The sequence below is a fragment of the Hymenobacter cyanobacteriorum genome (genome assembly GCF_022631375.1).
Lineage (GTDB): Bacteria > Bacteroidota > Bacteroidia > Cytophagales > Hymenobacteraceae > Hymenobacter > Hymenobacter cyanobacteriorum.
In genome coordinates, this window is the sequence record NZ_JALBGC010000001.1 from 1122230 (window position 1) to 1149182 (window position 26953).

Sequence of the window (26953 nt, forward strand, 5' to 3'; positions counted from 1 at the left end):
TCCGGTGGCTCACCGCCATTCTCTTTTCCCCTCTTTCACTTATGAAAAAGACTCTTCTGTTTCTGCTGCTAGGCCTGGTTTCCTCTACGGCGGCCTTCGCCCAAGCCCGCCCGGGCGGTACGCTCACCTCGAAAGATTACACCGGCGGCAAAACCACTGAGTCGGGCAATACCGGCTTCGGCGTGAAGGGCGGCTATAACTTCTCGCGGCCCTACGGCGACGAGATTCCCAATGGCTCGGCTTATCACAACTACCACGTGGGCGTGTATGGCCAGTTTGGCTTCAATAACTTCTCTTCGGTACAGGTCGAGTTGCTCTACAACCGCAAAGGCTACAATTCCGACATCAACTCGTACAACGGCACGGTTCTGACCAAAACCAACCAAGCTACCCGCCTCGACTATTTCGAGTTGCCGATTCTGTACGTAGCCAACCTGACCAATAACTTCTCGGTGCACATTGGCCCGCAGGTGTCGCTGCTCACCAAGGCCAAATCGGGCGATAAGGACCTGGGCCTGGCCGAAAACGGATTCAATACCGTGGACTTCGGTGGCATTGTGGGCGGAGCTTTCCGTGTAGGACCGGCCCGTATCGGTGCCCGCTACGATTTGGGATTTGGCAAAATATTCGATACCAGCAAGAAGTTTACCTACCCAGGCTCGACGGTCACTTATACCAACCCCTCTATCCATAACCAAGTGGTGCAGGTGTACGTGGCGCTGGGCCTGCGGCAATAACCAAGTACCGCCGTCGATAGTATATGCAGGAGGCTCCCGTGGGGGCCTCCTGTTTTTTTTAGCCGACCTGGCCCGCTGCCTTTTCACTCCATTGTTATGAAAAACTTATTCTTACTACTGGCTCTGGCGCTGGCCACCGGGCCGCAAGCCCTGGCGCAGGGCGGCATGACGTCGAAAGACTACGACAACGGTGCGACCGGCACCGAGTCGCGCAACACCGGCGTAGGCATCAAGGGCGGCTACAACACGTCGAACATCAATGGCAGCGGGGCCGACCTGTTTCCCAACAAGAACTCCTTCGCGGCCTTCAATGCGGGCGTTTACGGGCAGTTTGGCTTCACCAACTTCGCCTCGCTGCAGGTCGAGCTGCTCTACATCCGGAAGGGCTACCACACCGATGCCGGCACCACCAGCACGGGCGCAGCCTACACCGCCCACGACACCCGCCTCGACTACTTCGAGCTGCCCGTGATGTTCGTGGGCAACATTACCGAAACGCTGAGCCTGCACGTGGGCCCGCAGGTTTCGGTGCTGACCAAGGTGCTGAACGACGGCCAGAACCTCGACCTGAACGCCAACGGCTACAACACGCTCGACTACGGCTTCGTGGGCGGGGCCGAAGCCCGGCTGGGCCTGGGCCGCCTGGGCGTGCGCTACGACCTGAGTCTGGCCGACATCTACAAAACCGGCGCGGCCGTGAAGTACGGCAACACCGCCCTCACGGTGCAGGATGGCAAGGTGCGCAACCAGTCCATTCAGGTGTACCTGGGCATCGGCTACCGCAAGTAGCGCATGGTGATGGCCCTGCCGGCCGCCGAGGTAGCGGCCCTGTTTATGCGCCGCGAAGTGCTGCTGGGCCGCGGCCTGGCCGTGCTGGCCGCCTGGGTGCTCCTGAACCTGATTGGCAGCGGCTACTACCTGGCCCGCGCCGACCGCCGCCGCGAAACCTACTACTTCCACGGCCTGAACGTGCTGTGGAACCTGATGAATGCCGGGCTGGCGGCCTGGGGCATTCTGCGGCTGCATTTCCACCCACCGGCCGGCCTCGATGCGGCCGAGCTGCTGAGCAGCCAGGACTTTTACGAAATGCTGTTCGGAGTGAACGCCGGGCTGGATGTACTGTACGTGCTGGCCGGCAACTACCTGCGTGGCCGGGCCGCGTGGCCTGACCAGTCGCGGCCCGAGCGCCTGCTGGGCTACGGCCGCGCGCTGTGGGTGCAGGGCGGCTTTCTGCTGCTGTTCGATGCCAGCATGTGGGCCCTGCTGCACTGGCTGGCCAGCGGCTGGCCGCAGCTGCTGAAATAAACTCGGCTCATCCCATATTGGGACATAATGCCCAATTTGAGAAAACCCGTTTTTCATTCGCTGGGCAATAGCGGGCGTAAGACGACGAAAAGCCCTGATTCGGCGGAAACGGCTGGCGGCGCGAACGGGCCGCCGGAGCTTTGCGCAGCATTCTGCCGCAACCGCCGCTTCAAACCCCTGACGCGCGCGCTGCCGGCCCTGCTCCCACTTATGCGCCTGCTGCTCTGCTCTCTGTTGCTTGCCTGCTGCACCTGGATGACGCCTTCCGCCCAGGCCCGCCCCCTCGACCGCGTGGAGGCCGTGCAGCTGACTTCGCCGGCCGGCGGCGTGCGCCTGAGCGGGCTGATGCGCCTGCCTACGACTGGCACCGGCCCTTTCGCGGCGGCCGTGCTGCTGCCCGAGCGCGGCACCGACGAGCACAACCCGCTTTCGCCCGATAACCTGCTGCTCACCAGCATTGCCGACCACCTCGTGAGCCAGGGCGTGATTGTGCTGCGCCTGCACGAGCGCGGCAACGGCGGCTCCGAAGGCGCGGCCGCCACCACCACGCTGGCCGAGCGCGCCGCCGATGCCATTGCCGCCCTCAACTACCTGCGCACCCGGCCCCAGGTGGACGTGACGCGCCTGGGCCTGATTGGGCACGGCGAAGGGGCCAACGTGGCTCTTTTTGCGGCGGCTCAGCCGCAGGCGCCCACGTTTGTGGTGGCCGTGGCGGCGGCGGGCCTCACCGGCCGCGAGCTGCTGGCCAACCAGCCCGTGATGTACGGCAAAGTGCTGGGCGCCGACACCCTGGAAGCGCATCAGCAGCACGCCTACCGGCTGGCCGAAGCCACCGCCCAAGCCGAAGCCGCCAAGCTGCGCGCCAGCGGTTCCAACGCCGCGCAGGTGCAAACCTACCTCGACCAGCAGCACCTGCGCCTGAAGGCCCAGCAGCGCCGCGACCAGGAAGCCCGCGTGAAACACCAGCGCGCCATGCTCGAAATTGTGCGCCAGACGACCGACAACGCCCAGGCCCAGGCCATTCTCAGCAACATGCTGCGCCAGCGCTACCCGGCCATTGCCGCGCCCGATGTGCAGGCCACCGTGCAGGCCATCACCACGCCCGCCTACCGCAGCTATTTGTCCTTCGACCCGCTGCCCACGCTGCCGCAGGTGCACTGCCCGGTGCTGCTGATGCAGGGCGACGATGACTCCGAAGTGAACGCGGCTACGAACCTGAACTTGTTGAAAAAGGGACTGAAGGGCAATGCTCGCGTAACCGAACTGCGCCTGCCGGGCCTCAGCCACGCCCTGCAAATCACGAAGGAAACTCCTGGCTTCGAAGCCCCGCTCTCGCCCGATGCGCTGACGGATATGTACGACTGGGTGAAAGCGCAGAACTAACCACGAGCCGGAGATTGGTCAGCAAAGTGCCGGGGGTTATCGGGGTAATGGCTGGCAGGGTCGATAAGCGCCGCCATAAGGCAGCTTTCGGAGGCCGGGTTCCGTAGAAGCAATTCGCTTTTACGAAACACGGCCTCTGCTATTTATGACAACCTTCTTACCCGGCCGGACTGCCCTGCTGCTGGCGCTACTAAGCGTGGCTGCCTGCAATTCCAAAAAGAAAGACGACGAAGCCGGCGGCCCCGGTGGCAAAGGCGGCAAGGACGGCGGCCCGCAGCCCATCAAGGACTACCCGGTGCTGGTGGTGAAGCCCGACACGGTGACGCTGTTCCAGGATTACCCCGCCACCATTCAGGGGCAGCAGAACGTGGAAATCCGGCCCAAGGTGGACGGGTTTGTGGAAGCCATTTACGTGGATGAGGGCGCCAGTGTGAAGAAGGGCCAGAAGCTCTTTCACATCAGCGCGCCGCAGTACGAGCAGGAAGTGCGCACGGCCCGCGCCGGCATCAAAACCGCCGAGGCCGACGTGAATGCCGCCCGCATGGGTGTGGAAAAAGTACGGCCGCTGGTGAACAAGGGCATCATCAGCAAGTACCAGCTGGAGGGCGCCCAATACACGCTGCAAGCCAAAGAAGCCGCCCTGGCGCAGGCCCAGGCCACGCTTTCCAATGCCCTCACCAACCTGGGCTACACCACCATTACCAGCCCCGTGGATGGCGTGATGGGCACCATTCCCAACAAAATCGGCAGCCTGGTGAGCAGCACTTCGGCCGACCCGCTCACCACCATTTCCAGCATCGGCAGCGTGTATGCCTACTTCTCGCTCAGCGAAAAGGCGCTGCTGAATTTCGCCCGCCGTCGGCCCGGCAATACGCTGCAGGACAAACTGGCCAACGTGCCCGATGTGCTCCTGGTGCTGGCCGATGGCAGCGTGTACCCCTACCACGGCCGCGTGAAAACCGCCATCGGCCAGATTAACACCGAAACCGGGGCCAGCAGCTTCCGCGCCACCTTCCCGAACCCGCAGGGGCTGTTGCGCAGCGGCAGCAGCGGCTCGGTGCGCACCCAGCAGCCGCTTGATGATGCCCTCATCATCCCGCAAAGCGCCACCTACGAGCTGCAGGGCAAGCGCTTTGCCTACGTGGTGGGCCGCGACACGGCCGCGCACGCCGCCGCCATCACGGTAGTGCCCACGCCCGATGGGGCTTCGTTCGTGGTGCAGAAAGGCCTGAAAGCCGGCCAGCAGGTGGTACTCGAAGGTATTAGCGGACTGAAAGAAGGCTCGAAGATTCGGCCGAAAGTGGTGAAGTCGGTGCCGAAGAAAGAAGACGTGGCGGCGGGTAGCTAAACAGCTGGAAAAGCACGTCATGCTGAGCGGAGTCGAAGCATCTCTACCGCTTCGTTGCAAGCAGTGAATTAGTTACGCAGTAGAGATGCTTCGACTCCGCTCAGCATGACGGCCGACTTATAAAAATTGTCTGATAGAAGATTATGCTAAAAATATTCATCGAGCGCCCCGTGCTTTCCACCGTTATTTCGGTGATAATTGTGCTGCTGGGCGTGCTGGGGCTGCTGCAGCTGCCCATTGCGCAGTACCCCGATATTTCGCCGCCCACCGTGCAGGTATCGGCCAGCTACGCGGGCGCCAATGCCGACGTGGTGCTGAAAAGCGTGCTCGTGCCGCTCGAAGAGCAGATAAACGGCGTGGAAGGCATGACCTACATGACCTCCTCGGCTACCAACGAGGGAGCGGGCAGCATACAGGTGTACTTCAACGTGGGCACCGACCCCGACCAGGCGGCCGTGGACGTGCAGAACCGCGTGGCCAGCGCCACCAGCCTGCTGCCCCAGGAAGTGACCCTGGCGGGCGTGACGGTGCGCAAGCAGCAGAGCAGCAACCTACTGATTTTTGCCCTCTACTCCGACAACCCGGCCTACGACCAGACTTTCCTCCAGAACTACGCCCAGATTAACATCGTCCCGCAAATCAAGCGGGTGAACGGCGTGGGCAACTCCAATGCCTTCGGCTCGCGCGACTACGCCATGCGCGTGTGGCTCAAGCCCGATGTGATGGCCATTTACGGCCTCACACCGGCCGACATCTCGGCTGCGCTGGCCGACCAGAACGTAGAGGCCGCCCCCGGCAAATTCGGCGAAAACTCCGACCAGAGCTTTCAGTACGTCATCAAGTACACCGGCAAGCTGGTGTCGGTCGAGCAGTTCGAAAACATCATCCTCAAAAGCAACGGGCAGGGCCAGCTGCTGCACCTCAAGGATGTGGCCCGCCTGGAGCTGGGCGCCCAGGCCTACAGCAGCAACAGCGCCACCTTTGGCAAGCCCTCGGTGGGCATTTCGGTGAACCAGACGCCGGGCTCCAACGCCCGCGAAGTCATCGAAAACTCGCTGGCCGTGCTGAAAGAGGCCGAGAAGTCGTTTCCGGCCGGCATTCATTACACCAACCTCGTCAACATCAACGACTTTCTGGATGCCTCGATTGACAAGGTAATTCACACGCTGTTGGAGTGTTTCGCCCTGGTTTTCCTCGTGATTTTCATTTTCCTGCAGGATTTCCGGTCCACCATTATCCACGGCGTGTCGGTGCCGGTTTCTATTATCGGCACCTTCTTCTTCCTCAAGGTTTTCGGGTATAGTATCAACCTGCTCACGCTCTTCGCGTTAGTACTGGCCATTGGCATCGTGGTCGACGACGCCATTGTGGTGGTGGAGGCCGTGCACGCCAAGCTGGAAGGCGGCTATACTTCGCCCCGCAAGGCCGCCATCGATGCCATGAATGAGATAACCGGGGCCATTCTCAGCATCACGCTGGTGATGGCGGCGGTGTTTCTGCCGGTTACGTTCATCAGCGGGTCGGTGGGGGTGTTCTACAAGCAGTTCGGCATTACGCTGGCAGTGGCCATTCTCATTTCGGCCGTGAATGCCTTGACGCTGTGCCCGGCCCTGGCAGCCCTGTTTCTGAAGCCGCCGCACCACGAGGGCGAGGCCAAGGAAGGCGAAGCCGCCGAAGCCAAAGACAGCCAGGAAAACCCCGACCCGAAAGCCGCCAAAGATTCTAAAGACCCCAAAGAAGCGTCGAAGAAAAAGGGCTTCATGCAGCGGTTCAGCATCGCCTTCAACGCGGCTTACGATGCGCTGGTGGGCAAATACACGAAGGCCGTCACGTTCCTGTCGGCCCGCAAGTGGGTGTCGCTGATTGCGGTGGCGGGCTTCGGCGCGGGGCTGTATTTCCTGATGACGACCACGCCCAGCAGCTTTGTGCCGAACGAGGACATGGGCACCATTTTCGTGAACGTAAGCTTGCCGCCCGCCTCCACGCTGGAGCGCACCACGGCCGTAAATACCGAAGTCGACAGCCTCATTCGGACCATTCCGGCGGTGCGGGGCACGCTGCGCATCACGGGCCAGAATTTCCTGGCCGGGCAGGGCAGCGCCTACGGCATGGTCATCGTGCGCCTCAAGCCCTGGGACGAGCGCAAGAAGGCCAGCAACGAAGATGTTATCAAGCAGATAACCAAGCTCACGGCCCACATTCGGGCGGGCGACATTCGCAGCATTTCGCAGCCTACCATCACGGGTTTTGGAGCAACCGGTGGTTTCACGTTCCAGCTGCAGGACAAGGGCGGGCACACCACGGCCGAGTTCTTCAAAGTGGCCCAGGATTTCCTGGCCGAGCTGAACAAGAGGCCCGAAATTCAGTACGCCAGCACGGCCTTCAACCCCGGCTTCCCGCAGTACCAGCTCACGGTGAACGTGGCCAAGGTGAAAGCCGCCGGCCTGACCGAAAAAGACGTGCTGAATGCCATGCAGGTGTATTACGGCGGTTCCTATGCCTCCAACTTCAACCAGTTTGGCAAGCAGTACCGCGTGATGGTGCAGGCCGACACCAGCTACCGCGCCAATCCCGAGGGCCTGAGCAAAGTCTTCGTGCGCAACGCCGACGGCGTGATGGCCCCGCTCACCGAGTTCGTGACCCTGACGCGCATCTACGGCCCCGAAAGCCTCTCGCGCTTCAACCTCTTCACCTCCATTTCGGTGAACGGCTCGCCCAAGGAAGGCAGCAGCTCGGGCGAGGCCCTGATTGCCATTCAGGAAGTGGCGCAGAAGCTGCCGGCCGGCTACGGCTACGAATTCTCGGGCATCAGCCGCGAGGAAGAAGGCAGCGGCAAGCAGTCGCTCTACATTTTTGCGCTGTCGCTGGTGTTCGTGTACCTGCTGCTGAGCGCGCAGTACGAGAGCTACATTCTGCCGTTTGCGGTGCTGCTTTCCATTCCAATTGGCTTGTGCGGCACCTATTTGTTCGCCAAGATTTTCGGTATCGACAACAACATCTACCTGCAGATTTCGGTGATTATGCTCATCGGCCTGCTGGCCAAAAACGCCATTCTCATCATCGAATTCTCGCTGGCCCGCCGCCGCGACGACGGCATGGAAATCATGGAAGCCGCGCTCGAAGGCGCCAAAGCCCGCCTCCGGCCCATCCTGATGACCTCCTTCGCCTTCGTGTTTGGCCTGATGCCGCTGCTGTTTGCCAGCGGCGCGGGCGCCAACGGTAACAAGAGCATCGGGGCCGGGGCCATCGGCGGCATGCTGTTCGGCACGCTGGTCGGGGTGTTTTTCATTCCGGTGCTCTTCGTGGTGTTCGAGGGCTTGCAGGAGCGTATCAGCGGCCCGCCCAAAACCAAGGAGCAACTCGAGAAAGAGGAAACCGAAGGCGGCCCGCCCGCCAAGGACGGTGAACCGAAGCCGGAGAACAAACCGCAGGATAAGCCGCAGCCGGAGCCCGCCGTGGCGTAGCAGCTTCCCTCCTAGCCCGGCCTGCGTATACGTATTAATTCCATTGCCATGACTGCCAGCAAATTCCTTCGATTGTTTTCCCCGGTGCTCGCGCTGGCCGCTGGCTGCCAGCTGCTGCACCCCTACCGCCGGCCCGAAACTGCCACCACCGGCCTCTATCGCGACGCGGCCACCACCGACACGACCTCGCTGGCCGCCCGCCCCTGGCAGCAGCTTTTCACCGACCCGCAGTTGCAAAAGCTCATCACCGAAGGCCTAGCCAACAACCGCAACCTGCAGGTGGCCCAGGCCCGCATCGAGCAAAACCAGGCCCTGCTGGCCCAGAGCCGCGCCGCCTTCCTGCCCAGCCTCAGCGGCCGGGCCACCACCACGCTCTCGCGCATCGGCGGCGCTTTTGTGAATACCGGTACCGGTGGTAGCAGCACTACCACCACCGGCGGCACGGGTGGTACCGGCACCGGCGGGACGGGTGGAACCGGCGGGACAGGTGGCACGGGCGGAACCGGGGGAACGGGTGGCACCGGCGGTACCGGCACCGGAACCGGCGGCACTACCACGACCACCGACCAATCGACCGTCGTGACCGGCGGCGTAGCGCACCAGTACCTGCTGGGCCTGAGCAGCAGCTGGGAGGCCGACGTGTGGGGCAAGCTGCGCAGCACTAAACGCTCGTATGTGGCCGCCGTGCGCCAGAGCGAGGCCTACCGCCGCGTAGTGCAAACCCAGCTCATTGCCGACATTGCCGACAACTACTACGCCCTGCTGGCCCTCGATGCCCAGCTCGACATCACCCAGCAAACGGTGCAAAACCGCATTAAGGACGTAGAAACCATGCGCCTGCTGCTGGAAGGCGACGTAGTGACGGGAGCCGCCGTGGTGCAGAGCGAAGCCCAGCGCTACGCCGCCGAAGTCACCATTCCCGACCTGCAGCGCAACATCCGCGAAACCGAAAACCTGCTGGCCACGCTGCTGGGCCGCACGCCCGGCCCGGTGGCGCGCGGCACCCTTGCCGCTCAGGATGCCCCCCCGCCCCTGCTCACCGGCGTGCCCGGCCAGCTGCTGCGCAACCGCCCCGACGTGCAGCAGGCCGAATACGCCTTCGAGTCCACTTTCGAGCTGACCAACGCGGCGCGGACTTACTTCTATCCCAGCTTCACCATCACGGCCAACGGTGGCCTCACCAGCACCACGCTCGATGCCCTGTTTTCGCCTACGGCCATATTTGCCAGCGTTGTGGGTGGCCTGGCCCAACCTATTTTCAGCCAGGGCCTGAACCGGGCGCGGCTGCAACGGTCGAAAGCCTTACAGCAGGAATACCTCTATACCTACCAGCAAACGATGTTTGTGGCCGGCCAGGAGGTTTCCAATGCCCTGTTCTCCTACCAAAGCGCCACCGACAAAGCCCGGCTGCGCGCCCTGCAATTGGAGTCGCTACGCAAAGCCGTGGAGTACACGAATGAGCTGCTGGCCGCCGGCTTCGCCAACTACACCGAGGTGCTCCAGGCTCAGCAAAGCCTGCTACAGGCGCAGCTAAACGGCGTGAACGACCAGCTGCAGCAGCGCCAGGCCGTGACGGATTTGTATCATGCGCTGGGCGGCGGCTGGCGTTAGCCTCTGTGCTTCTTTGGGTTGAATGAACAAAAAAGAACGTCATGCTGAGCTCGTCGAAGCATCTCTACCGCCAGAGTAAATAATTACTTCCTCGGTAGAGATGCTTCGACAAGCTCAGCATGACGTTCTGGTTATTCAGCCGAAAACGAAAGACTGTCTGCTTAATTCTGGCCACCGTGCTGGGGCTCCAGCATCTCCTCTACAATCTTCTTGTTAAAGGCCGGAATGTCCTCCGGCTTGCGGCTGGTGATGAGGCCGTGGTCGCACACCACTTCCGAATCCTCCCAATGCGCGCCGGCATTTTTGAGGTCGGTATGCACGCTAGGCCAGCTGGTTACGCGCTTGCCGCGCACCACGTCGGCTTCCACCAGCAGCCAGGGGCCGTGGCAGATGGCGGCCAGCACCTTGCCCGAGCCGGCGAATTCTTTCACGAAGGCCACCACGTCTTTGTTCACGCGCAGGATGTCGGGGTTCATCTGGCCGCCGGGCAGCACGAGGGCGTCGTAGTCGGCCGGCTTCACGTCGGTGATGACTTTGTCGACGTCGACTTTGTCGCCCCAATCCTTATTGGGGCCGTCCCAGCCCTTGATGGAGCCGCTTTTGAGGGAGATGACGTGGGTTTCGGCGCCCTCGCCTTCGAGGTATTTCTTGGGCTCGTCGAGCTCGGCCTGCTCGAAGCCGTCGGTGGCAATGATGGCAATTTTCTTGCCCTTGAGTTTGTCGCTGCTGAAGATGCTCATGGTGTTTGGGGAAGTAAGAAGTACGGAGCCGGAAAGATGCCCGGCTGCCTGGGTTTACGCCCAAAAAAGCCGCAGGTTGAGTAAAATTCGGGCTTTTGCCATCGTCCTCGTTCTGATTCCCTAATAAGCAGAGCCGTAGAATCCACCGGGCAGCCGTGGTCATTTCTCGTTATCGGTCCTGATTGGGAATTGGTCGGCTGCAATGCGGCAACGGGCGAGTTGGCTTGGGCAACATTCTGCCTGAAAGCACCTTTGGACATTCGCCGGCTTCCAACCTGTCTTCCCCATGCAAATTGCCGCCCGCCATTCGTCGTCCTGGCTGTTCCGCCTGCTGGGCCTGCTGCTGCTCACGCTGCTCGGGCTGCTGGTGGCATTCGGAGCCCAGGCCCACCCCATGCCCAACTCGGTGGTGCTGCTCGACCTGCACCCCACCGGCGTGGGTGCCGAGCTGCAGCTGCCGCTTGGCGAGCTGCAGGCCGCTTTCGGCCACGACGTGGCCCAGCACCCCGAAACGCTGGTGGCCCGCCTCGGCCCCGAGCTGCGCGCCTACCTCGCGCAACACGTCCGCTCCAGCAGCCCCAACGGCCGCCCCTGGGCCGTGGCCGTGCGCGACCTGCATGTGCACGCCGCCGAGCAAACCGCCACCGGCCCCTACCAGGAGCTCACCGCCCGCCTCTGGCTAACCCCTGCCGAAGGCGAAAGCCCCCGCGCTTTCACGCTGAACTACGACGTGATTGTGCACCAGGTCGTGACGCACATGGCGCTGGTATCGGTGCGGCGCGACTGGGAAATGGGCCGCGTCGGGCCCGACGAAGCGCCCATCGAAATCGGTGTCATTAGGCTCGATGTCGTCAACAACGTCATTCCGCCGTTGGATATCCGCCCGGCGGGCGGGGGCTGGTGGGCCGGCTTCAAAGGCATGGTGGCGCTGGGCCTGCGCCACATCGCCGAGGGCACCGACCACCTACTGTTTCTGCTGCTGCTGCTGCTGCCCGCGCCGCTGCTATTGAACAAGGCCCGGGGTTGGGGCCGCTTCGGCGGCGTGCGCTACAGCCTGGGGCGGTTGCTGCAGGTCGTCACGGCCTTCACGCTGGGGCACTCGCTCACGCTGCTGGCCGGCGCGCTGGGCTGGCTGCGGCTACCCAGCCAGCCGGTCGAAATCCTGATTGCGGTGTCCATCCTCGTATCGGCAGTTCACGCCTTACGGCCGCTGTTTCCGGGGCGCGAAACGTGGGTAGCGGCGGGCTTTGGGCTGGTGCACGGCCTGGCCTTCGCCAGCACGCTGGCCGAGCTGCAGCTGCCGGCCGGCCCCATGGCCCTCAGCATTCTAGGCTTCAACCTCGGCATCGAGCTGATGCAGCTATTCGTCATCGCCCTCACCATGCCCTGGCTGCTGCTACTTAGCCACACGCGCTACTACCCCGCCGTGCGCGTGGCCGGGGCGCTGGCCGCCGCCGTGGCCGCCCTGGCCTGGCTTACGGAGCGCATTTTCAACCAGGCCAACCCGCTTTCGGCCCTAGTGGCCCGGGTAGCGCATTTCGCGCCGTGGCTGCTGGCCGCTTTAGCGGCGGTTGCGCTGCTGAGTTTCTGGCAGCAGCGCAGGAATCAGCTGGCGTAGCTGTAGCGTGGACTCTGCGAGTCCGCGCCCAAACGAACGACACATCTCCACACAGGCGCTGACTCGCAGAGTCCACGCTACAACTCCCCTATCTCATGAACCGATACCTTCTCGCAGCGCCCCTGCTCATCGCCGCCCCGGCCTTCAACCGGGTGCTCGAATTCTTCGCCCCGCCGCCCCCGGCCGAATACGCCGTGCGCCCCGCCGCCGTGCAGATGCCCGCCGCGCCCGCCGCAGCCAAAGCCCTGAAAGGCACCCAAGCCACCGCTTCCGTGACCGACGTGGTGAATGCCGCCAACGCCTTCATCGCCACGCTTAGCACCGCCCAGCAGGCCACTTTGCTGCAGGCTTTCAATTCCACCACCGTCACCAAATGGTCGAACCTGCCGGTGAACTCCACCAACCGCATCGGCCTGCGGCTCGATGGCCTCACCGCTGCCCAGCAGACGGCCGCGCTGGCCGTGGTGCAGGCCGCCACCGGCACCGTGGCGGGCGACGGCTTCAACGAGATTCAGCAGATTCGGGCAGCCGACGATAACCTGGCGGCCAACGGCGGCGGCTCGGCCTACGGCAGCGGCGTGTACCTCATTGCTTTCCTGGGCACGCCCAGCACCACCGGCACCTGGATGCTGCAGTTCGGCGGCCACCACCTGGCCACCAACATCACCTACGGCAACGGCACCGTGACGGGGGCCTCGCCCAAGTTCGAGGGCGTGGAGCCGCTCACCTTCACCACGGCCAACGCCAACGTGCTCCCCACCGGCACGGTGTGCGCCCCGCTCTCGAACGAAGGCACCGCCATGCTGGCCATGCTCAACGGCCTCACCGCCGCCCAGAAAACCACCGCCAAGCTCAGCCAGACGTTCAACGACGTGGTGCTCGGGCCCAACGGCAACGGGCAGTTTCCGGCCACCAAAGTGGGCCTGGCCGTGAGCACGCTCAGCGCCGCCCAGCAGCAGCTAGTGGTGGATGCCATGCGCCCCTGGGTGCAGGACTCCGACGATGCCACCGCCGTCAGCCTGCTCGCCACCTACACCAGCCAACTGGCCGGCACCTACATCGCCTACTCGGGCACCGGCAACCTCACCGCGCAATCCGACTACGTGCGCATCGACGGCCCCAACGTCTGGATTGAGTTCGTGTGCCAGGGCGGCGTCGTGTACCAGAGCCAGATTCACTACCACACCGTGTGGCGCGACCGCGCCCGCGACTACGGCGGCAACTTCTACACCACCGTCACGGGCACCAAAGCCGCCGAAGCTGCCCGCCTCTTCTCGGTGTATCCGAACCCGCTGCCCGCCGGCCAGGCCCTGCAGGTGCAGCTCGCCACGCCCGCCTTCGCCGCCACCTACACCCTGCGCAACGCCCTGGGCCAGGCCGTGCTCACCCGCACCTTCGCCGGCAGCGCCGCCGAAGTACCCCTGAACAGCCTCGCGCCCGGCCTCTACCTGCTCAGCGTGCAGGCCGACGGCCAGGCCCCCGCCACCCAGCGCGTCACGGTGCAGTAACTGCTGCCGTTGGTGCTACTATAAAAAACGGCCCGTCCGGAGATTCCAGGCGGGCCGTTTTTGGTTGTTAGGAGCGTAGGGCTACTCCTTCTTTGCTTTTGCCGGGGCTTTGCTTTTGGCGTCGCGCCAGCTGAATTCGGGCTCGTAGCCCAACTCGCGGCGGGCCTTTTCGATAGAAAGCAGCGTTTCGTGGCGGCCCAGCTTTTTACGCACTTCCACCGTGGGGAATACTTCGGCCATCAGCTCGGCCGACGATTTCGACATCACGGTATCGGCGTTGGCGATGATGAAGGCGTGCATGCCGGTGGCCTGCCACTCCACGGCCTTGCGGATGGCCTGGGCCCCATCGCGGGCGTCGATGTAGGCCCACATGTTCCACTTGCGCTCCTGCGGGTCGTCGTTGTAGGCCGGGAATTTGGCGTAGTCGGCCGGCTCCATCACGTTGCTGAAGCGCAGGCCCACCAGCTTCATATCCGGCGTCTGGTAGCAGAACTGGCGGGCCATGTCCTCCATCAGAATCTTGGCTAGGGCGTAGGCGCTTTTGGCCCGCAGCGGGTAGTCCTCATCCACGGGCGCGTAGGGCGCTTTTTCATCAAACGGCTCGCCCAACGTGGTTTCGCTGCTGGCCCAGATTACGTTGCGAATGCCCAGTCGGCGCGCTGCCTCGAACACGTTGTAGGTACTCATCATGTTATTCTGAAACGTGTGGGCATCGGGGTACTGGCGCGGGGCCGGAATGGCCGCCAAGTGCACCACGGCGTCGAACGCCTGCGTGCCCACGCCTGCGTAAATCTCCTGGCCCACGGAGGACAGCGCATCCAGTGTCTGGCCAAAATCGGCGAGGTCGGCCACCATGTGGGGCACGCTTTTATCGGCCGCCACGGTGTCCACCACGAACACGTCGTAGCCGTGGGCCTGCAAATCGGCCACGCACACGCGGCCCAGCTTGCCGGTGCCGCCCGTCACGAGCACGCGCGGCCGGGTGGTTTGATTGGTTGGTTTCATCAAAAACGAATAAGGTGAAGGCTCCCTATACGGGCATCAAGGCCACTGGGCCGCCCCTAAACGGTTTTGACGTCGCGGACACGCGGACTACAAATTCCGCGCTACTGCCTAGCTCAACGTCAGCCCCTCGGCCGTGAAGCGCCGATAAATCCCAGCCAGAATCTCGCTTTTCGTGAGCTGCTCCTGCCGGATGTTGGTAATCCAGAACAGCACTTTCAGCTCGTACACCTGCCCGTTGATGCTGCTGAGCAGGATTTCGGGCGGCAGGTTGTGCATGGTGTAGGGGCTGGTTTTGATTTCCTCCTGAATGAGCTCGCGGGCCTTTTGCAGGTCGGTTTGCAGGTCGACGCCGGGGGCCAGCTTCAGCGACAGGTCGGTGCGGATGTGGTCGTTGGTGCGGGTCCAGTTGATGACGTGGTTGGAGAGCAGGTCGCCGTTGGGCACGATGATTTCCGAGCCCGTCACCGACGTGAGCTTGCTCGACCGAATCCCGATATCCTGCACCCGGCCCGATTTCCCGGCCACCTCAATGAAGTCGCCGACGTGAAACGGCCGCTCAAAAATCAGGATGATGCCCGACACCAGGTTGTTCACGATGCTCTGCAAGCCCAGGCCGATGCCCACGCTGAGCGCCCCGAACACGATGGCGATTTTGCTCAGCGGCAGGCCCGTGGCGGCCGTGGCCAGCGCGAAGCCCACCAGCACCAGCAGCAGCCGCAGCGCCACCAGCCACGAGCCGCGCCGCCGCGCGTCGGAGCTGTCGTCGCTCACCTCGCCAAAAAAGTAGCCGATGTAGCGCTGCAGCAGCGCCGAAACGTAGAGAATGAGGAAGAACAGCAGGATGTTGCCGAACGTGAAAACAGTGCTGCCGATGGTGTGCGGGGCCGTCAGGGCGTGCTCGAAGAAGCCGTAGATGGCGTTGTACACGTTCAGGTTGGAGGTGAACACCACCAGCCAGAGCGCGCCGGCCAGCACCGTGAGCAGGCGCATGAGCTGGGGCTCAATCTTGTCGTAGTCGAAGGCCGCCGTATCGCCCTCGCTGCCTCGGCTGCACAGGATTTGGAGGTGAAACGCCTCGGTGAACGACTCGATAAACACCGCCAGCCCGATGCCCTGCGTGAGCCCGAAAATGGCCGCCGTGCTGAACATCTTGGCCAGGCTCAACCGCCCCACCACGTTGCAGATGATGGCCAGGCCATTGAGCCCGATGAACAGCCAGGTGATGGGAATGAGGAAGCGCATCTGGGCCAGCGTGGCGCGCAGCCGCCACAGCAGCAGCGCCCCCACGCCCACGGCCAGCGCATTGAGGCCCAGCAGGCCCCAGCGCGCCAGCAGGCCGGTGGCGGCGTTGGCATTCATCACGCTCAGCCCCACAAAAAACGCCACCAGCCCCAGCCAGTACCCAAAAAACCGGCGCGGCCAGCTCCGCGCAAACACCGCCGTGAGGGCCACCAGCAGCAGCAGCTGCAGCAGCGCCAGGTAGATGGGCGGCGGGTGCAGCTCCAGGGCCGGCGCGAGGCTGAACATCACCACCAGCGTGGCCGCCACGGGCCCCGGCCGCAGGTAGCGAAACGGCTCGGTGATGGCCAGCTCCTGCTTGCGGGCCCGGCGGTAGTTGAAGGACACCCAGCCGTAGAACACCAGCCCGATGAGAGCCATGTAGGCCCAGTTGTCCCAGTTGTTGGCGAAGTAGAAGTTGATGATTTCGCGGCGGTACTGGCCGGCTTTGCGGGCCTTGGGGTCGGCGGGAGGGGCGGGCATGGCGCCGGCTTCCCACAGCGGCGGGTAGTTGAGCTTGGCCGTGGTGCGGCTGTAGCGGCGCAGCTGGTCGCCCACCTCGTCCTGCAATTCCATGCCCTGGATGTAGCTGGCCGCCACCTGCGTCTGCAGCTGCTTCACCTTGAGCAACCGCTTCGCCAGCAGGCCACCAATGCGCTGCTGCCGCGCCAGCAGCGCCGAATCGGAGCGCTCCAGGGCCAGCTCGGTGACATCGGGGTTAGCGCGGCGCGGAGGCGGCGGGGCAATGGTGTTGAGCTTGGTTTGCATGGCGGCCAACTGCGTGTGTGCACCGGCCAGCGCCGTGCGCCAGTCGGCCAGTTGCTCCTGCAGCGTCACCAGCATCAGCTGGCACATCTGCAGCTGCTTGATGTCGACCACTTCGCCCTTCTGCTTGAGGGTGTACTGAATGGCCTTGAGGTTCTCCACCACGTCGGGCAAGTCCTCGGCCAGGCCACGCGTATCGAACACCTTGCGCACCTGCCCCGAAATACCGCTAAGCGTAGTGTAGCCCACTTCGAGGCGGTACGAATCGTCGCGGGCCACGGTGGTATCCACGGCCATGCTGTCTTCCTTGACAACCGTGCTTTGAGCCTGGGCCGGAGCCACGGCCAGCAGCCCCAGCAGCAGCGGAAGCAGACAGGTTATTATCGACTTTACGAAAGCAGGCAAGGGATTTAGAACGGGCATACTGGAGCTTTAGGCCGGAAAAGTACGCCCCGAATGATGGGAAAAGCCGGCCCGAATTTCAGCAAAAGATGCAGCCCGGCGTTCTGCCGCCGAACGGGGGAATTGCATCGACCGGGCCACCCAGCATGCGCCAGCGCAGCTCCTACTGCTGCAACATGAGGAGTTGGGGTAGAAATTCACTATCTGCACCGGCCGAACCCAACCAAGCATTACAAACCGATGCTTTGCGCAAGCAGCGCCGGAAGCGTTTCGCTTTCAACGGGCATTTTATACCGCTCACCATCTGAATTCATATGTTTATCCGATATTTAACCTTCTTCCCTCGCGCTGACCTGCTGACTACCGCCCTTTCGCGTGCCCGCTGCTCTTTGCGGCGGGCTGCGCTGCCAGTGTCTTTTCCACTCAGTTTGTCTGATGCAGCCTTCCCACTCAACCGCCTCTGCAGACCAGGCCATACCCGCCGATGCTCCATCGGGCGAGGCGCAGCTGCGGGCCGCGCTGGCCGCCGCCGAAGCCCGCGCCAATGCCCTGGCCGAGCAGCTGGCCGCCGCCAACAGCCGGGCCGAACGCCTCGAACAGCAGCTCGCGGCCCGCACCCAGGCCGAGCAGCAGCACGCCAGGCAGTGCACTTTTTATGAGCTGGTGCTGGAACATCTGCCGGTATCGGTGGCGGTTATCGATACAGAATTTCGCTACGTGTTTGCCAACCAGCTGGGCGTGTCCGACCCCGTGGCCCGGCAGCAGTACCGGGGCCAGACGGTGCAGGCGCTGAGCGAGTTGCTGCAGCGTCCGGCCGACATCGTGGCGCGGCGCCAGGCCTACCTGGAGCAGGCCCGGGCCGAGCAGCGCGCCCTCAGCTGGGAAGAAACCGTGGTGCAGGCCGACCGCCAGTACAGCATGCTGATTAACATTGCCCCGATACTGGACGCGGATAACCAGCCGCAATACTTCATCATGACCGGCCTCGACATCACAGCGCGCAAGCTGGCCGAGGAGCTGGTGGCCCGGCAGCGCGAGTTCTACGAAGCCATTCTCAACCACCTGCCGGTGCAGCTTGTGGTGTTCGATGCCGAGCAGCGCTTCCTGTTCGTGAACCCGGCGGCCGTGGCCAGCCCCGCCTTCCGCCAGCAGATGCTGGACCTCACGCACGCCGAATTTCTGACCCTGAGCGGCCGCCCCCCGGCTCAGTTGGAAGAGCGCGAGGCCCACTTCCGCCGCGCTGTGCAAACCGGCGAAGCCATCGGTTGGGAGGAAGATGCCACCACCGCCCAGGGCCCACGGCGCATGCTGCGCGGCCTCAAAGCCGTGTACGATGCCGCCGGTGCGGTGCTGCTGGTGGTGGGTTCCAGCATCGACATCACCGAGCGCTACGAGGCCGAGGAGCAGCACCGCAAAACCGAGGTGCAGCTGCGCGCCCAGCAGCAGTTTATCCGCCTGATTGTGGACGCGCTGCCCAATGTGGTGTACGTCATCACGGCCGCGGGCGAGGTCAAATTTCGCAATGCCGCCTTCACGGTCCTGGCGGCTCAAAGCCAGCACATGCGGCCACCGGCCGAGCAGAGCGAGGCGGTGCGGGCCCAGATGGCAAAAATCGCCGCTTGGCGCAACTGGGTGCTCGACACCGGCCAGTCGCTCGACGCAGAGCTGGCGCTGCTGCTGAACTCGGGCAGCATTTGCCACCTGCGGGTGCACATGTCGCCCTTTCCGCAGCCCGAAAGCGGCACCGACGTGCTGGTGGTGAGTACCGACATTACCGCCCTCAAAGAAGCCAACCAGGTGGCCGAGGCCAATTCGCAGGCCAAAGAAGCATTCCTAGCCCGCATGAGCCACGAAATCCGCACGCCGCTCAACGGCATCCTGGGCATGGTGCAGTTGCTGCGCAAAATGCCGCTCACGCCGGTGCAGCATGAGTATTTGAGCATTATGCAGCGCTCGGGCCGCCACCTGCTGACGCTGATAAACGACGTGCTCGACCTGGCTAAAATCACCGCCCACCACCTGGCCCTCGACGCCGCGCCCTTCGACTTGGGCGCGCTGTTGCAGGGGGCCAGCGAAATCGTGGCGTCGCTGGCCGAGCAGAAAGGACTGTCGCTGACGTTGGAACCCGCGCTGCCCCCCGGCCAGCCGCTGCTGGGCGATGCCTACCGCCTGCAGCAAATCCTGCTCAACCTGCTTTCCAACGCCATCAAGTTCACCGAGCGGGGCAGCGTGCGCCTGGGCGTGGCCCTGCTGCCCGGCCCCCCCGAGGCCCAACGCCTGCGCTTCTGGGTGCAGGACACCGGCTCCGGCATCGCCCCCGAGCAGCAGGAGCGCATTTTCGAGTCGTTCGCCCAGGCCGCCTCCGGCCCCAACGCCCGGTTCGACGGCACGGGCCTGGGGCTGGCCATCACCGAGCAGCTGGTGAGGCAAATGGGTGGCACGCTGCTGCTGTGCAGCCAGCCCGGCGCAGGCTCCACGTTTTCCTTTGTGCTTAGCCTGCCGCTCGCGCCGGCCGCCCCCACAGCGCCGGCCGTTGCGGCCGAAGCGCCCGCCACCTACGAGGCGTTGCGCGGCCTGCGCGTGCTGCTGGCCGAAGACAACGTGGTGAACCAGCTGATTGCGCGGGCCCTGCTCGAATACTGGGGCGTGGAGGTGCACACCGCCGGCACCGGCACCGAGGCCCTAGCCCAGCTCACCACCCACGATTTCGACGCTGCCTTGCTCGACATTCACATGCCCGGCCTGAGTGGCGTGGAAGTAGCTATGGCCCTGCGCCGCCATGCCCACTTCGGACGCGCCGCTACGCCGCTCATCGCCCTCACCGCCAATGCTTTCGATACCGACCGCGCCGCTTACCTCAATGCGGGCATGAATGGCTGCGTCACCAAGCCCTTCGAGGAAGCCGAGCTGTGCGACTGGCTTCTGCGCCTGACGCGGCGCGGACCTACCACGGCGTAAGCGCTGGGCGCAGGCTTGAGTAGTAGGGTGTTCCTAATTGAAGCTTACGCACCCCGCCCAGGCGCGGACTCGCAGCGTCCGCGCTACATTGCAACGCTTGCCATGTTATCCCGTCTGTCTCTGCTATGATTAAACCCCTTCTGACACTTCTCCTGCTCGCCGGCCTCGCCGAAACGGCCGCCGCGCAAACGACGCCGCCGCTCTACATGCCGCGCGACATCAAGCAGGCCTTCGCCAAAGGCACGCGCAGCCCCGATGGCCGCCCCGGCCCCCGCTACTGGCAAAACCGCGCCCGCTACAACATCACCGTTGAAGCCGCGCCGCCGGCCCGCGACATTCGCGGCCGCGAAACCATCACCTACACCAACAACAGCCCCGACACGCTGCGCCAGGTGGTGCTGCGCATCATCCAGAACATTCACAAGCCCGGGGCCTCGCGTGACGGTGACGCCGCCGCCGACTACCTCACCAGCGGAGTGGTAATTGACAGCTTCCAGGTGGCCGGCCAGCTCAAGCCCCTGCCGCAAAACCTGGGCACCGCGCCGGGCGTGCGCCTGCCCCGCCCGCTGGCCCCGCACGATTCGGTGAAATTTGCCGTGGCCTGGCACTTCCCCATTTCGGTGGAAAGCGGCCGCGAGGGTATGATTGACCCCACCACCTACTTCCTGGCCTACTTCTACCCGCGCATTGCGGTGTACGACGATTACAACGGCTGGGACCGCCTGCCCTTCGTCGACAGCAAGGAGTTCTACAACGACTTCAACGACTACACCCTGCGCGTGAAAGCGCCGGCCAACTACATCGTGTGGGCCACCGGCATGCTGCAAAACCCCGACCAGGTGCTGCAGAAGGCCGCCGCCAAGCGCCTCAAGCAGTCGATGACCAGCGACGCGGTTATTCACGTGGCCACCGCCGCCGATTTGGCCAAGAAGAGCATCACCGCCCAGCAGCCGATGAACACCTGGGTATGGGCCGCGAAGGACATTTCCGACGTCACCTTCGGCCTGAGCGACCATTACGTGTGGGACGCGGCCAGCGTGGTAGTGGATGCCAAGGCCAAGCGCCGCGCCAGCGTGCAGGCCGCGTATGCTGATTCCACGGTTGATTTCCGGCAATCGGTGAAGAACGCGCAGTACGCGCTGGGCTGGTTCTCGAACCCGAATAACTGGCCCGGCGTGGCGTATCCGTTCCCTAAAATGACGGCGTTCCAGGGCTTTGCCGACATGGAATACCCGATGATGGTGAACGACAGCCCGCAGAAGGACCCCAAGTTTGCGCAGTTCGTGCAGGACCACGAAATCGCACACACTTACTTCCCCTTCTACATGGGCATCAACGAAAGCCGCTACGCCTATATGGACGAGGGCTGGGCCACCACGTTTGAACTGCTCATCGGTCGCACCGAAAACGGAGTAGAGGCCGCCGACAAGCTCTACAAAATGTTCCGCGTGAACCGCTGGATTCACGACGCGGCCACAGCCGAAGACCTGCCCATCATCACGCCCAGCAGCGAGCTGAAGGCCGGCTATGGCAACAACGCCTACGGCAAGCCTTCGCTCAGCTACCTGGCCCTGAAGGATATGCTCGGCGATGCCCTCTTCAAGAAAGCCCTGCACGAGTACATGGACCGCTGGCACGGCAAGCACCCCATTCCGTGGGACTACTTCAACTCGATGAGCAACGCCAGCGGCCAGGACCTCAACTGGTTCTTCAACAACTGGTTCTTCACCAACGGCTACATCGATTTAGCCGTGGGCCCGATTTCGGGCACCAGCGTGACAGTGAATAACGTGGGCGGCTTCGCGGCTCCCTTCGACATGCAGCTCGAATACGCCGACGGCACCAAGGAAACCCTGCACCAAACCGCCGCCGTGTGGCGCGCCAACCAGCAGCAGGCCGTCATCACCACGCCCAAAGCGGTGAAATCGGTGAAGCTCGACGGGGGTATTTTCATGGATGCCAACGAGAAGGACAACGTGTCGGCGGCGCGCTAGTCGCGCCAGATTTAATGAGCAGGCGGTATCGTCTGTCATGCTGAACGCAGTGAAGCACCTTATCACGTCAGGACAAACCGTTCCGACGTGATAAGGTGCTTCACTGCGTTCAGCATGACAGACGATATTATCCAAGCCAAAGAAACATTTTGGTAATACAACCAATCTAACCAGACCCGGCCCGCCGTAGATTCGGCAGAAATTCCCGTTTTCGTGGGACGAAAGCGGGAATTTCCATATTCACCCAACCCGTTTCTATGCTGCTAATTCTTCTCTTTCTGGCGGTACTCCTACTCACCTACTCCAACGGGGCCAACGACAATTTCAAGGGCGTGGCCACGCTCTGGGGCAGTGGCACGCTGGCGTACCGGCCGGCGCTGGTGCTGGCCACGGTGGCCACGTTTGCCGGCTCGGTGTGCTCGTATTTCTTTGCGGAGGAGCTGATTAAGAACTTTTCGGGCAAGGGGCTGGTACCGGACGAGATAATCGGGTCGGTGGCGTTTGTGCTGGCGGTGGCGCTGGGCGCGGCCCTCACGGTGCTGCTGGCCACGCGCTACGGCTTCCCGGTGTCGACCACCCACGGGCTGGTGGGGGCGCTGGTGGGCGCGGGCCTGGTAGCAGTGGGGCCGGCCGTAAATTTTGCCAAGCTGGGCAGCACGTTTTTTCTGCCGCTGGTGGCCGGGCCGGTGCTGGCCGTGGGCTTGGGCAGCCTCGTGTACGTGCTGTTTCGGCAGGGCCGGCGGGCGGCGGGCATCACCGAAGAAAGCTGCGTGTGCGTGGGCGAAACCTGGGTGCCGGTAGCCAGCGCGCCCACGGCCGCCTTCACCGCGCTGCCCACCCTGCAGGGCACCGTGGCCAGCACCGCTGAATGCCAAAACCTCTACCAGGGCAAGTTCCTGGGCCTTGATTTCCAGCCGCTCATCAACGGGCTGCACTACGCCAGCGCCGCCGCCATGAGCTTCGCCCGCGGCCTCAACGACACGCCCAAGCTGCTGGGCCTGCTGCTGGTGTGCAAGTTTTTCGCCATGCCCGTGAACGTGCTGATTCTGGCCGTGGCCATGGCCATCGGCGGCTGGCTGAACGCCCGCAAAGTGGCCGACACGATGAGCAAGAAAATCTCGCGCCTCAACCACGGCCAGGGCTTCACCGCCAACCTGGTAACGAGTGCGCTGGTGATTTTTGCCAGCAAGCTGGGCCTGCCGGTGTCCACCACGCACGTTTCGGTGGGCAGCATCTACGGCATCGGCCTGGTGAACGGCACAGCAAACTCCCGCGAAATCGCCAAAATTGGCCTTTCCTGGCTGCTCACGCTGCCCGTGGCTGCGTTCTTGAGCGCGGGGCTGTACGCGGCCATTCGGGCGTTTGGATTTTGATGAACGGCCTGCAAAAGGCCGTCATGCAGAGCGCAGCGAAGCATCTCGCGTGCTTCAACTAATCAATAAGAATACAACGCTTGAATTACTACCCCATGCGAGATGCTTCGCTGCGCTCTGCATGACGTTCTAATTTTCTACTCCTCTTTATTTCGTGAAACACCTCTTCCCATTCCTCTTACTTCTCCTACCCTTCCTCACCCGCGCCCAGGTTACGACCAGCGTGTTTGAGGGCACCGTGACCAGCCAGAAGGGCGAAGCCATTCCCGGGGCCACGGTGCTGCTCACGCATGAGCCCACGGGCACGCGCAGCGGCACGCAGTCGGACCCCAGCGGCAAGTTTTTGCTGAACAACCTGAAGCCCGGCGGCCCCTACACCGTACAGGTGACCTACGTGGGCTACACCGCGCAGAGCCGCGAGGGCCTGTATCTGAGCCTGGGCAAGGTGACGCGCCAGACGTTTGCGCTGGTGGAAAGCAGCACCGAGCTGGGCGAAGTGGCCGTGACCGGCCGCAAAGGCGACCCGTTTGCAGCCGACAAAAACGGCCAGAGCTACCACCTGAGCCGCGAGGCCATCCAGGGTGTGCCCACGGTGAACCGCAGCCTGAGCGACCTCACGAAGCTAATGCCGCAGGGCAATAAAAACTCGTTTGGCGGCACCAACTACCGCTTCAACAACCTAAGCATCGATGGCATGGCGACCAACGACGTGCTAGGCTTTCAGGAGCCAGCGAGCGGGGCGGCGGGCACGGTGGCCTCGGGCACGCCGGGGGCGCTGGCGGGCACCCAGCCCATTTCCATCGATGCCATTGATGAGATGCAGGTGGTGATTTCGCCCTTCAACGTGACGCTGGGCAACTTCACGGGGGCCAACATCAACGCCGTGACCAAGAGCGGCACCAACCGCCTGGCCGGCACGGTGTACAGCTTCGCGCGCAACCAGCTCATCACCGGTCGCAGCGTGGATGCCGACCGCAAGCCGATTGAAAGCTACTACGACATCCAGTCGGGCGCGAGCCTGGGCGGGGCCATCATCAAAAACCGCCTGTTTTACTTCGCCAACTACGAAAACCAGCGCCGCGAGGAGCCCGTGCTGTTTGCCCCCGGCGAGGCTGGCGCCATCGTGCCCGTTGAGGTGGCCAAGCAAATCAGCGACAAGCTAAAAAGCCAGTACGGCTACGACCCCGGCACCTACGGCGCGGCCACCATTCAGCGCAACAGTGACAAGTTTTTGCTGCGCCTCGACTATAATATCTCGGACAAGCATCGGCTGAGTTTGCGCGACAATTTCGTGACCGGCTACGCCGATAACCTCGAACGCTCGGCTAACATTCTGAACTTCGGCAACCAGGGTTTCCGGCACAACAGCCGCACCAACAGCCTCGTGGCCGAGCTTAAGAGCACATTCAGCAATCACGTTTCGAACCAGCTGATTGCGGGCCTGAACACGGTGAACGAAAACCGCGCCTACGACGGCCGCATCTTCCCGCACCTCGAAATCAACTACAACACCTCGACCACCATTTTCGCCGGTACCTACCGCGAGGCGGCCGTGTACGGCTCGGGCCTGAGCACCATGCAGCTGACGGACAACCTGACGATTTTCAAGAACCGCCACACCTTCACGCTGGGCACCACCAACGAGCTGAACAGCATTCAATACCGCTTCCTCACGGCCTTCAACGGGCGCTGGCAGTACTCGTCGGTCGATGCCTTTTTGCAGGACCGGCCCAACCGGGTGCGCGGCGTGTACAACATCCAGAACAACGACCCCAACTATAACCGCAGTATTCCGTCGGCCGATTTCCGGGTGATGCTGCTGAGTGCCTACGCCCAGGACGACTACCAGGTAACTAACCGTCTGAGCGTGCAAGTGGGCCTGCGCGTGGACATGCAGCTGCACCCTGACAAGGTGCCCACCAACCCCGAAGTGGCCCGCAACCCGCAGTTCGACCAGTACCAGAACAAGTTCGGCGGCGTGCCCCAGCTGAACCCGCGCGCCAGCTTCAACTACACGCTGAATGAGGCCAATACGGTGCAGCTGCGCGGCGGCACGGGCCTGTTCACGGGCCGCATTCCGTTTGTGTGGTACGCCTACGCACACTACATCTCGGGCGACCCGTACCACAACATCGACTATCGCCCCACCGGCGTGCTGCCCATTGCCGAAAACCTCGCCAACCTGCAGGCCCTGCAGCCCGGCCTGGCCGAAATCAATTTGATTGACAACAACTTCCGGCTGCCGCGCGACTGGAAATCGTCGCTGGCCGTGGACGTGAAATTGCCCTGGGAAATGAGCTTCACGGCCGAAGGGCTGGTGTCGAAAGTGGTGACGGGCGTGCTGTTCCAGTCCATCAATTTCAAGGACAACAAAGCCACGTTCTCGGGAGCAGATAACCGGCCCTACTTTGCCACTACCGGCAACGCCGCCAAAATTGACCCCACGTTTACCAACGTGTTTGTGATGAGCAACACGTCGCGGGGCTACAACTACAACGCCACGTTCACGCTGGCCAAGCGCATTCCCAACCGCCTCGATGCCTCGCTGGGCTACTGCTACGGCGTGAGCCGCGACGTGGTGAACGGCGTGCGCGTGTCGCCGGCCGCCAACTACGAGTGGAACCAGGCCCTGGTGGCCAACGACCCCGCCCTGGCCTATTCCAACTTTGACTTGCGCCACAAGTTCATCGGCAACCTGGCCTACACCATGCCGGTGAAGGACAAATTCAGCCTCAGCGCCAACCTGATTTACATTGCCCGCTCGGGCAGCCCCTTCTCCTTCGTGTACGAGGGCGACGTGAACCGCGACGGCTCGGCCAAAAACGACCTCGTGTTTGTGCCCGCCGACGCCTCGCAAATCCAGCTGGCCGACATCACCGACCCCAACAACACAGTGCTGGTGTCGGCCGCGCAGCAGTACGCGCAGCTCGACCAATACATCGCCAACGACGCCTACCTGGGCACCCGCCGCGGCACCTACGCCGAGCGCAATGCCGCCCGCACCCCCTGGACGCAGCAGCTCGACCTGCGCCTTATCGCCAAGGTGCCCCTCACCAAAACCGGCTCGCAGCGCCTCGAAGTCTCTTTCGATTTCATTAACCTCGGCAACCTGCTCAACCGCGAGTGGGGTCTGCAATACTTCGTGCCCAACCTCAACAACTCGGGCTACGCCCTGATGGATTTTGTGCGCATCGATGCGGCCAAAAACCAGCCGGTGTACCAGTTCCGCAACCCCACCAGCACCCCGTGGCAAACGGACCCCATCAACTCGCGCTGGCAGGGGCAAGTGGGGCTGCGGTACGTGTTTAATTAGGGCTTCGGCCATCGCCTGTCATTGCGAGCGCAGCGAAGCAATCCGTCCTGCCAAAACCAGACACGTTATTTTATCACAAAGCCCCGGCACTGCGCAGTGCCGGGGCTTTGTCACATCAGTGGGCTGGTCGCTGCGAACAGGATGGATTGCT

Annotated in this window: 16 protein-coding genes; 13 read left to right on the forward strand and 3 right to left on the reverse strand. The window is 63.2% G+C overall.

Going from position 1 to position 26953, the window contains the following annotated elements; genetic code table 11:
- Positions 1-41 precede the first annotated feature (41 nt).
- From MON38_RS04750 to MON38_RS04780, 7 genes are all read left to right on the forward strand, one after another.
- Entirely contained in the window at positions 42-737 is a 696-nt protein-coding gene (locus MON38_RS04750; RefSeq protein WP_241934983.1) for a porin family protein, read from the forward strand.
- A gap of 96 nt (positions 738-833) precedes the next feature.
- On the forward strand, positions 834-1526 hold the full coding sequence (locus MON38_RS04755; protein ID WP_241934984.1) for a porin family protein: 693 nt from the start codon (positions 834-836) through the stop codon (positions 1524-1526).
- 3 nt (positions 1527-1529) lie between these two features.
- Positions 1530-2042, forward strand: a complete 513-nt coding sequence (locus MON38_RS04760; RefSeq protein ID WP_241934985.1) for a DUF6992 family protein — start codon at positions 1530-1532, stop codon at positions 2040-2042.
- A 210-nt stretch (positions 2043-2252) separates the two neighbouring features.
- The gene (locus tag MON38_RS04765; protein ID WP_241934986.1) at positions 2253-3425 is read left to right on the forward strand and encodes an alpha/beta hydrolase; all 1173 of its coding nucleotides are present in this window, start codon (positions 2253-2255) and stop codon (positions 3423-3425) included.
- A 145-nt stretch (positions 3426-3570) separates the two neighbouring features.
- Entirely contained in the window at positions 3571-4773 is a 1203-nt protein-coding gene (locus tag MON38_RS04770) for an efflux RND transporter periplasmic adaptor subunit (protein ID WP_241934987.1), read from the forward strand.
- Between the two features lie 143 nt (positions 4774-4916).
- Complete coding sequence (locus tag MON38_RS04775) at positions 4917-8237, forward strand: efflux RND transporter permease subunit (protein WP_241934988.1); 3321 nt, start codon at positions 4917-4919, stop codon at positions 8235-8237.
- Between the two features lie 48 nt (positions 8238-8285).
- Positions 8286-9848 carry a TolC family protein gene (locus tag MON38_RS04780; RefSeq protein WP_241934989.1) on the forward strand — a complete coding sequence of 521 codons (1563 nt, stop codon included), beginning with the start codon at positions 8286-8288 and terminating at the stop codon, positions 9846-9848.
- 161 nt (positions 9849-10009) lie between these two features.
- Here the strand turns inward: MON38_RS04780 and MON38_RS04785 are convergent, their stop codons facing one another.
- Positions 10010-10588, reverse strand: a complete 579-nt coding sequence (locus MON38_RS04785; protein WP_241934990.1) for a type 1 glutamine amidotransferase domain-containing protein — start codon at positions 10586-10588, stop codon at positions 10010-10012.
- Between the two features lie 286 nt (positions 10589-10874).
- Between MON38_RS04785 and MON38_RS04790 the strand changes: the two genes are divergently transcribed.
- Together MON38_RS04790 and MON38_RS04795 are read left to right on the forward strand one after the other, a co-directional pair.
- Positions 10875-12206 carry a HupE/UreJ family protein gene (locus MON38_RS04790; protein ID WP_241934991.1) on the forward strand — a complete coding sequence of 444 codons (1332 nt, stop codon included), beginning with the start codon at positions 10875-10877 and terminating at the stop codon, positions 12204-12206.
- 95 nt (positions 12207-12301) lie between these two features.
- Entirely contained in the window at positions 12302-13714 is a 1413-nt protein-coding gene (locus MON38_RS04795) for a DUF3500 domain-containing protein (RefSeq protein ID WP_241934992.1), read from the forward strand.
- 81 nt (positions 13715-13795) lie between these two features.
- On the opposite strand, the gene MON38_RS04800 is transcribed toward MON38_RS04795, so the two are convergent.
- Both MON38_RS04800 and MON38_RS04805 read right to left on the reverse strand, forming a co-directional pair.
- On the reverse strand, positions 13796-14719 hold the full coding sequence (locus MON38_RS04800) for an NAD-dependent epimerase/dehydratase family protein (protein ID WP_241934993.1): 924 nt from the start codon (positions 14717-14719) through the stop codon (positions 13796-13798).
- Between the two features lie 108 nt (positions 14720-14827).
- A complete protein-coding gene (locus MON38_RS04805) occupies positions 14828-17167 on the reverse strand; it encodes a mechanosensitive ion channel family protein (protein WP_241934994.1) in 2340 nt (779 codons plus the stop codon).
- A 432-nt stretch (positions 17168-17599) separates the two neighbouring features.
- Between MON38_RS04805 and MON38_RS04810 the strand changes: the two genes are divergently transcribed.
- The 4 genes from MON38_RS04810 (at position 17600) to MON38_RS04825 (ending at position 26802) form a co-directional block, all read left to right on the forward strand.
- On the forward strand, positions 17600-20122 hold the full coding sequence (locus MON38_RS04810) for a PAS domain-containing hybrid sensor histidine kinase/response regulator (RefSeq protein ID WP_241934995.1): 2523 nt from the start codon (positions 17600-17602) through the stop codon (positions 20120-20122).
- 125 nt (positions 20123-20247) lie between these two features.
- Positions 20248-22116, forward strand: coding sequence for a M1 family metallopeptidase (locus MON38_RS04815; RefSeq protein ID WP_241934996.1), 1869 nt, complete (start codon positions 20248-20250; stop codon positions 22114-22116).
- Between the two features lie 257 nt (positions 22117-22373).
- Complete coding sequence (locus MON38_RS04820) at positions 22374-23489, forward strand: inorganic phosphate transporter (protein WP_241934997.1); 1116 nt, start codon at positions 22374-22376, stop codon at positions 23487-23489.
- A 154-nt stretch (positions 23490-23643) separates the two neighbouring features.
- Positions 23644-26802, forward strand: a complete 3159-nt coding sequence (locus tag MON38_RS04825; RefSeq protein ID WP_241934998.1) for a TonB-dependent receptor — start codon at positions 23644-23646, stop codon at positions 26800-26802.
- Positions 26803-26953 lie beyond the last annotated feature (151 nt).

What these genes read in the sequence shown, in the direction of transcription:
- MON38_RS04750 (WP_241934983.1), top strand. Translation starts at nt 42, where the DNA reads ATGAAAAAGACTCTTCTGTTTCTGCTGCTAGGCCTGGTTTCCTCTACG.
- MON38_RS04755 (WP_241934984.1), top strand. Translation starts at nt 834, where the DNA reads ATGAAAAACTTATTCTTACTACTGGCTCTGGCGCTGGCCACCGGGCCG.
- MON38_RS04760 (WP_241934985.1), top strand. Translation starts at nt 1,530, where the DNA reads ATGGTGATGGCCCTGCCGGCCGCCGAGGTAGCGGCCCTGTTTATGCGC.
- MON38_RS04765 (WP_241934986.1), top strand. Translation starts at nt 2,253, where the DNA reads ATGCGCCTGCTGCTCTGCTCTCTGTTGCTTGCCTGCTGCACCTGGATG.
- MON38_RS04770 (WP_241934987.1), top strand. Translation starts at nt 3,571, where the DNA reads ATGACAACCTTCTTACCCGGCCGGACTGCCCTGCTGCTGGCGCTACTA.
- MON38_RS04775 (WP_241934988.1), top strand. Translation starts at nt 4,917, where the DNA reads ATGCTAAAAATATTCATCGAGCGCCCCGTGCTTTCCACCGTTATTTCG.
- MON38_RS04780 (WP_241934989.1), top strand. Translation starts at nt 8,286, where the DNA reads ATGACTGCCAGCAAATTCCTTCGATTGTTTTCCCCGGTGCTCGCGCTG.
- MON38_RS04785 (WP_241934990.1), bottom strand. Translation starts at nt 10,588, where the DNA reads ATGAGCATCTTCAGCAGCGACAAACTCAAGGGCAAGAAAATTGCCATC.
- MON38_RS04790 (WP_241934991.1), top strand. Translation starts at nt 10,875, where the DNA reads ATGCAAATTGCCGCCCGCCATTCGTCGTCCTGGCTGTTCCGCCTGCTG.
- MON38_RS04795 (WP_241934992.1), top strand. Translation starts at nt 12,302, where the DNA reads ATGAACCGATACCTTCTCGCAGCGCCCCTGCTCATCGCCGCCCCGGCC.
- MON38_RS04800 (WP_241934993.1), bottom strand. Translation starts at nt 14,719, where the DNA reads ATGAAACCAACCAATCAAACCACCCGGCCGCGCGTGCTCGTGACGGGC.
- MON38_RS04810 (WP_241934995.1), top strand. Translation starts at nt 17,600, where the DNA reads ATGCAGCCTTCCCACTCAACCGCCTCTGCAGACCAGGCCATACCCGCC.
- MON38_RS04815 (WP_241934996.1), top strand. Translation starts at nt 20,248, where the DNA reads ATGATTAAACCCCTTCTGACACTTCTCCTGCTCGCCGGCCTCGCCGAA.
- MON38_RS04820 (WP_241934997.1), top strand. Translation starts at nt 22,374, where the DNA reads ATGCTGCTAATTCTTCTCTTTCTGGCGGTACTCCTACTCACCTACTCC.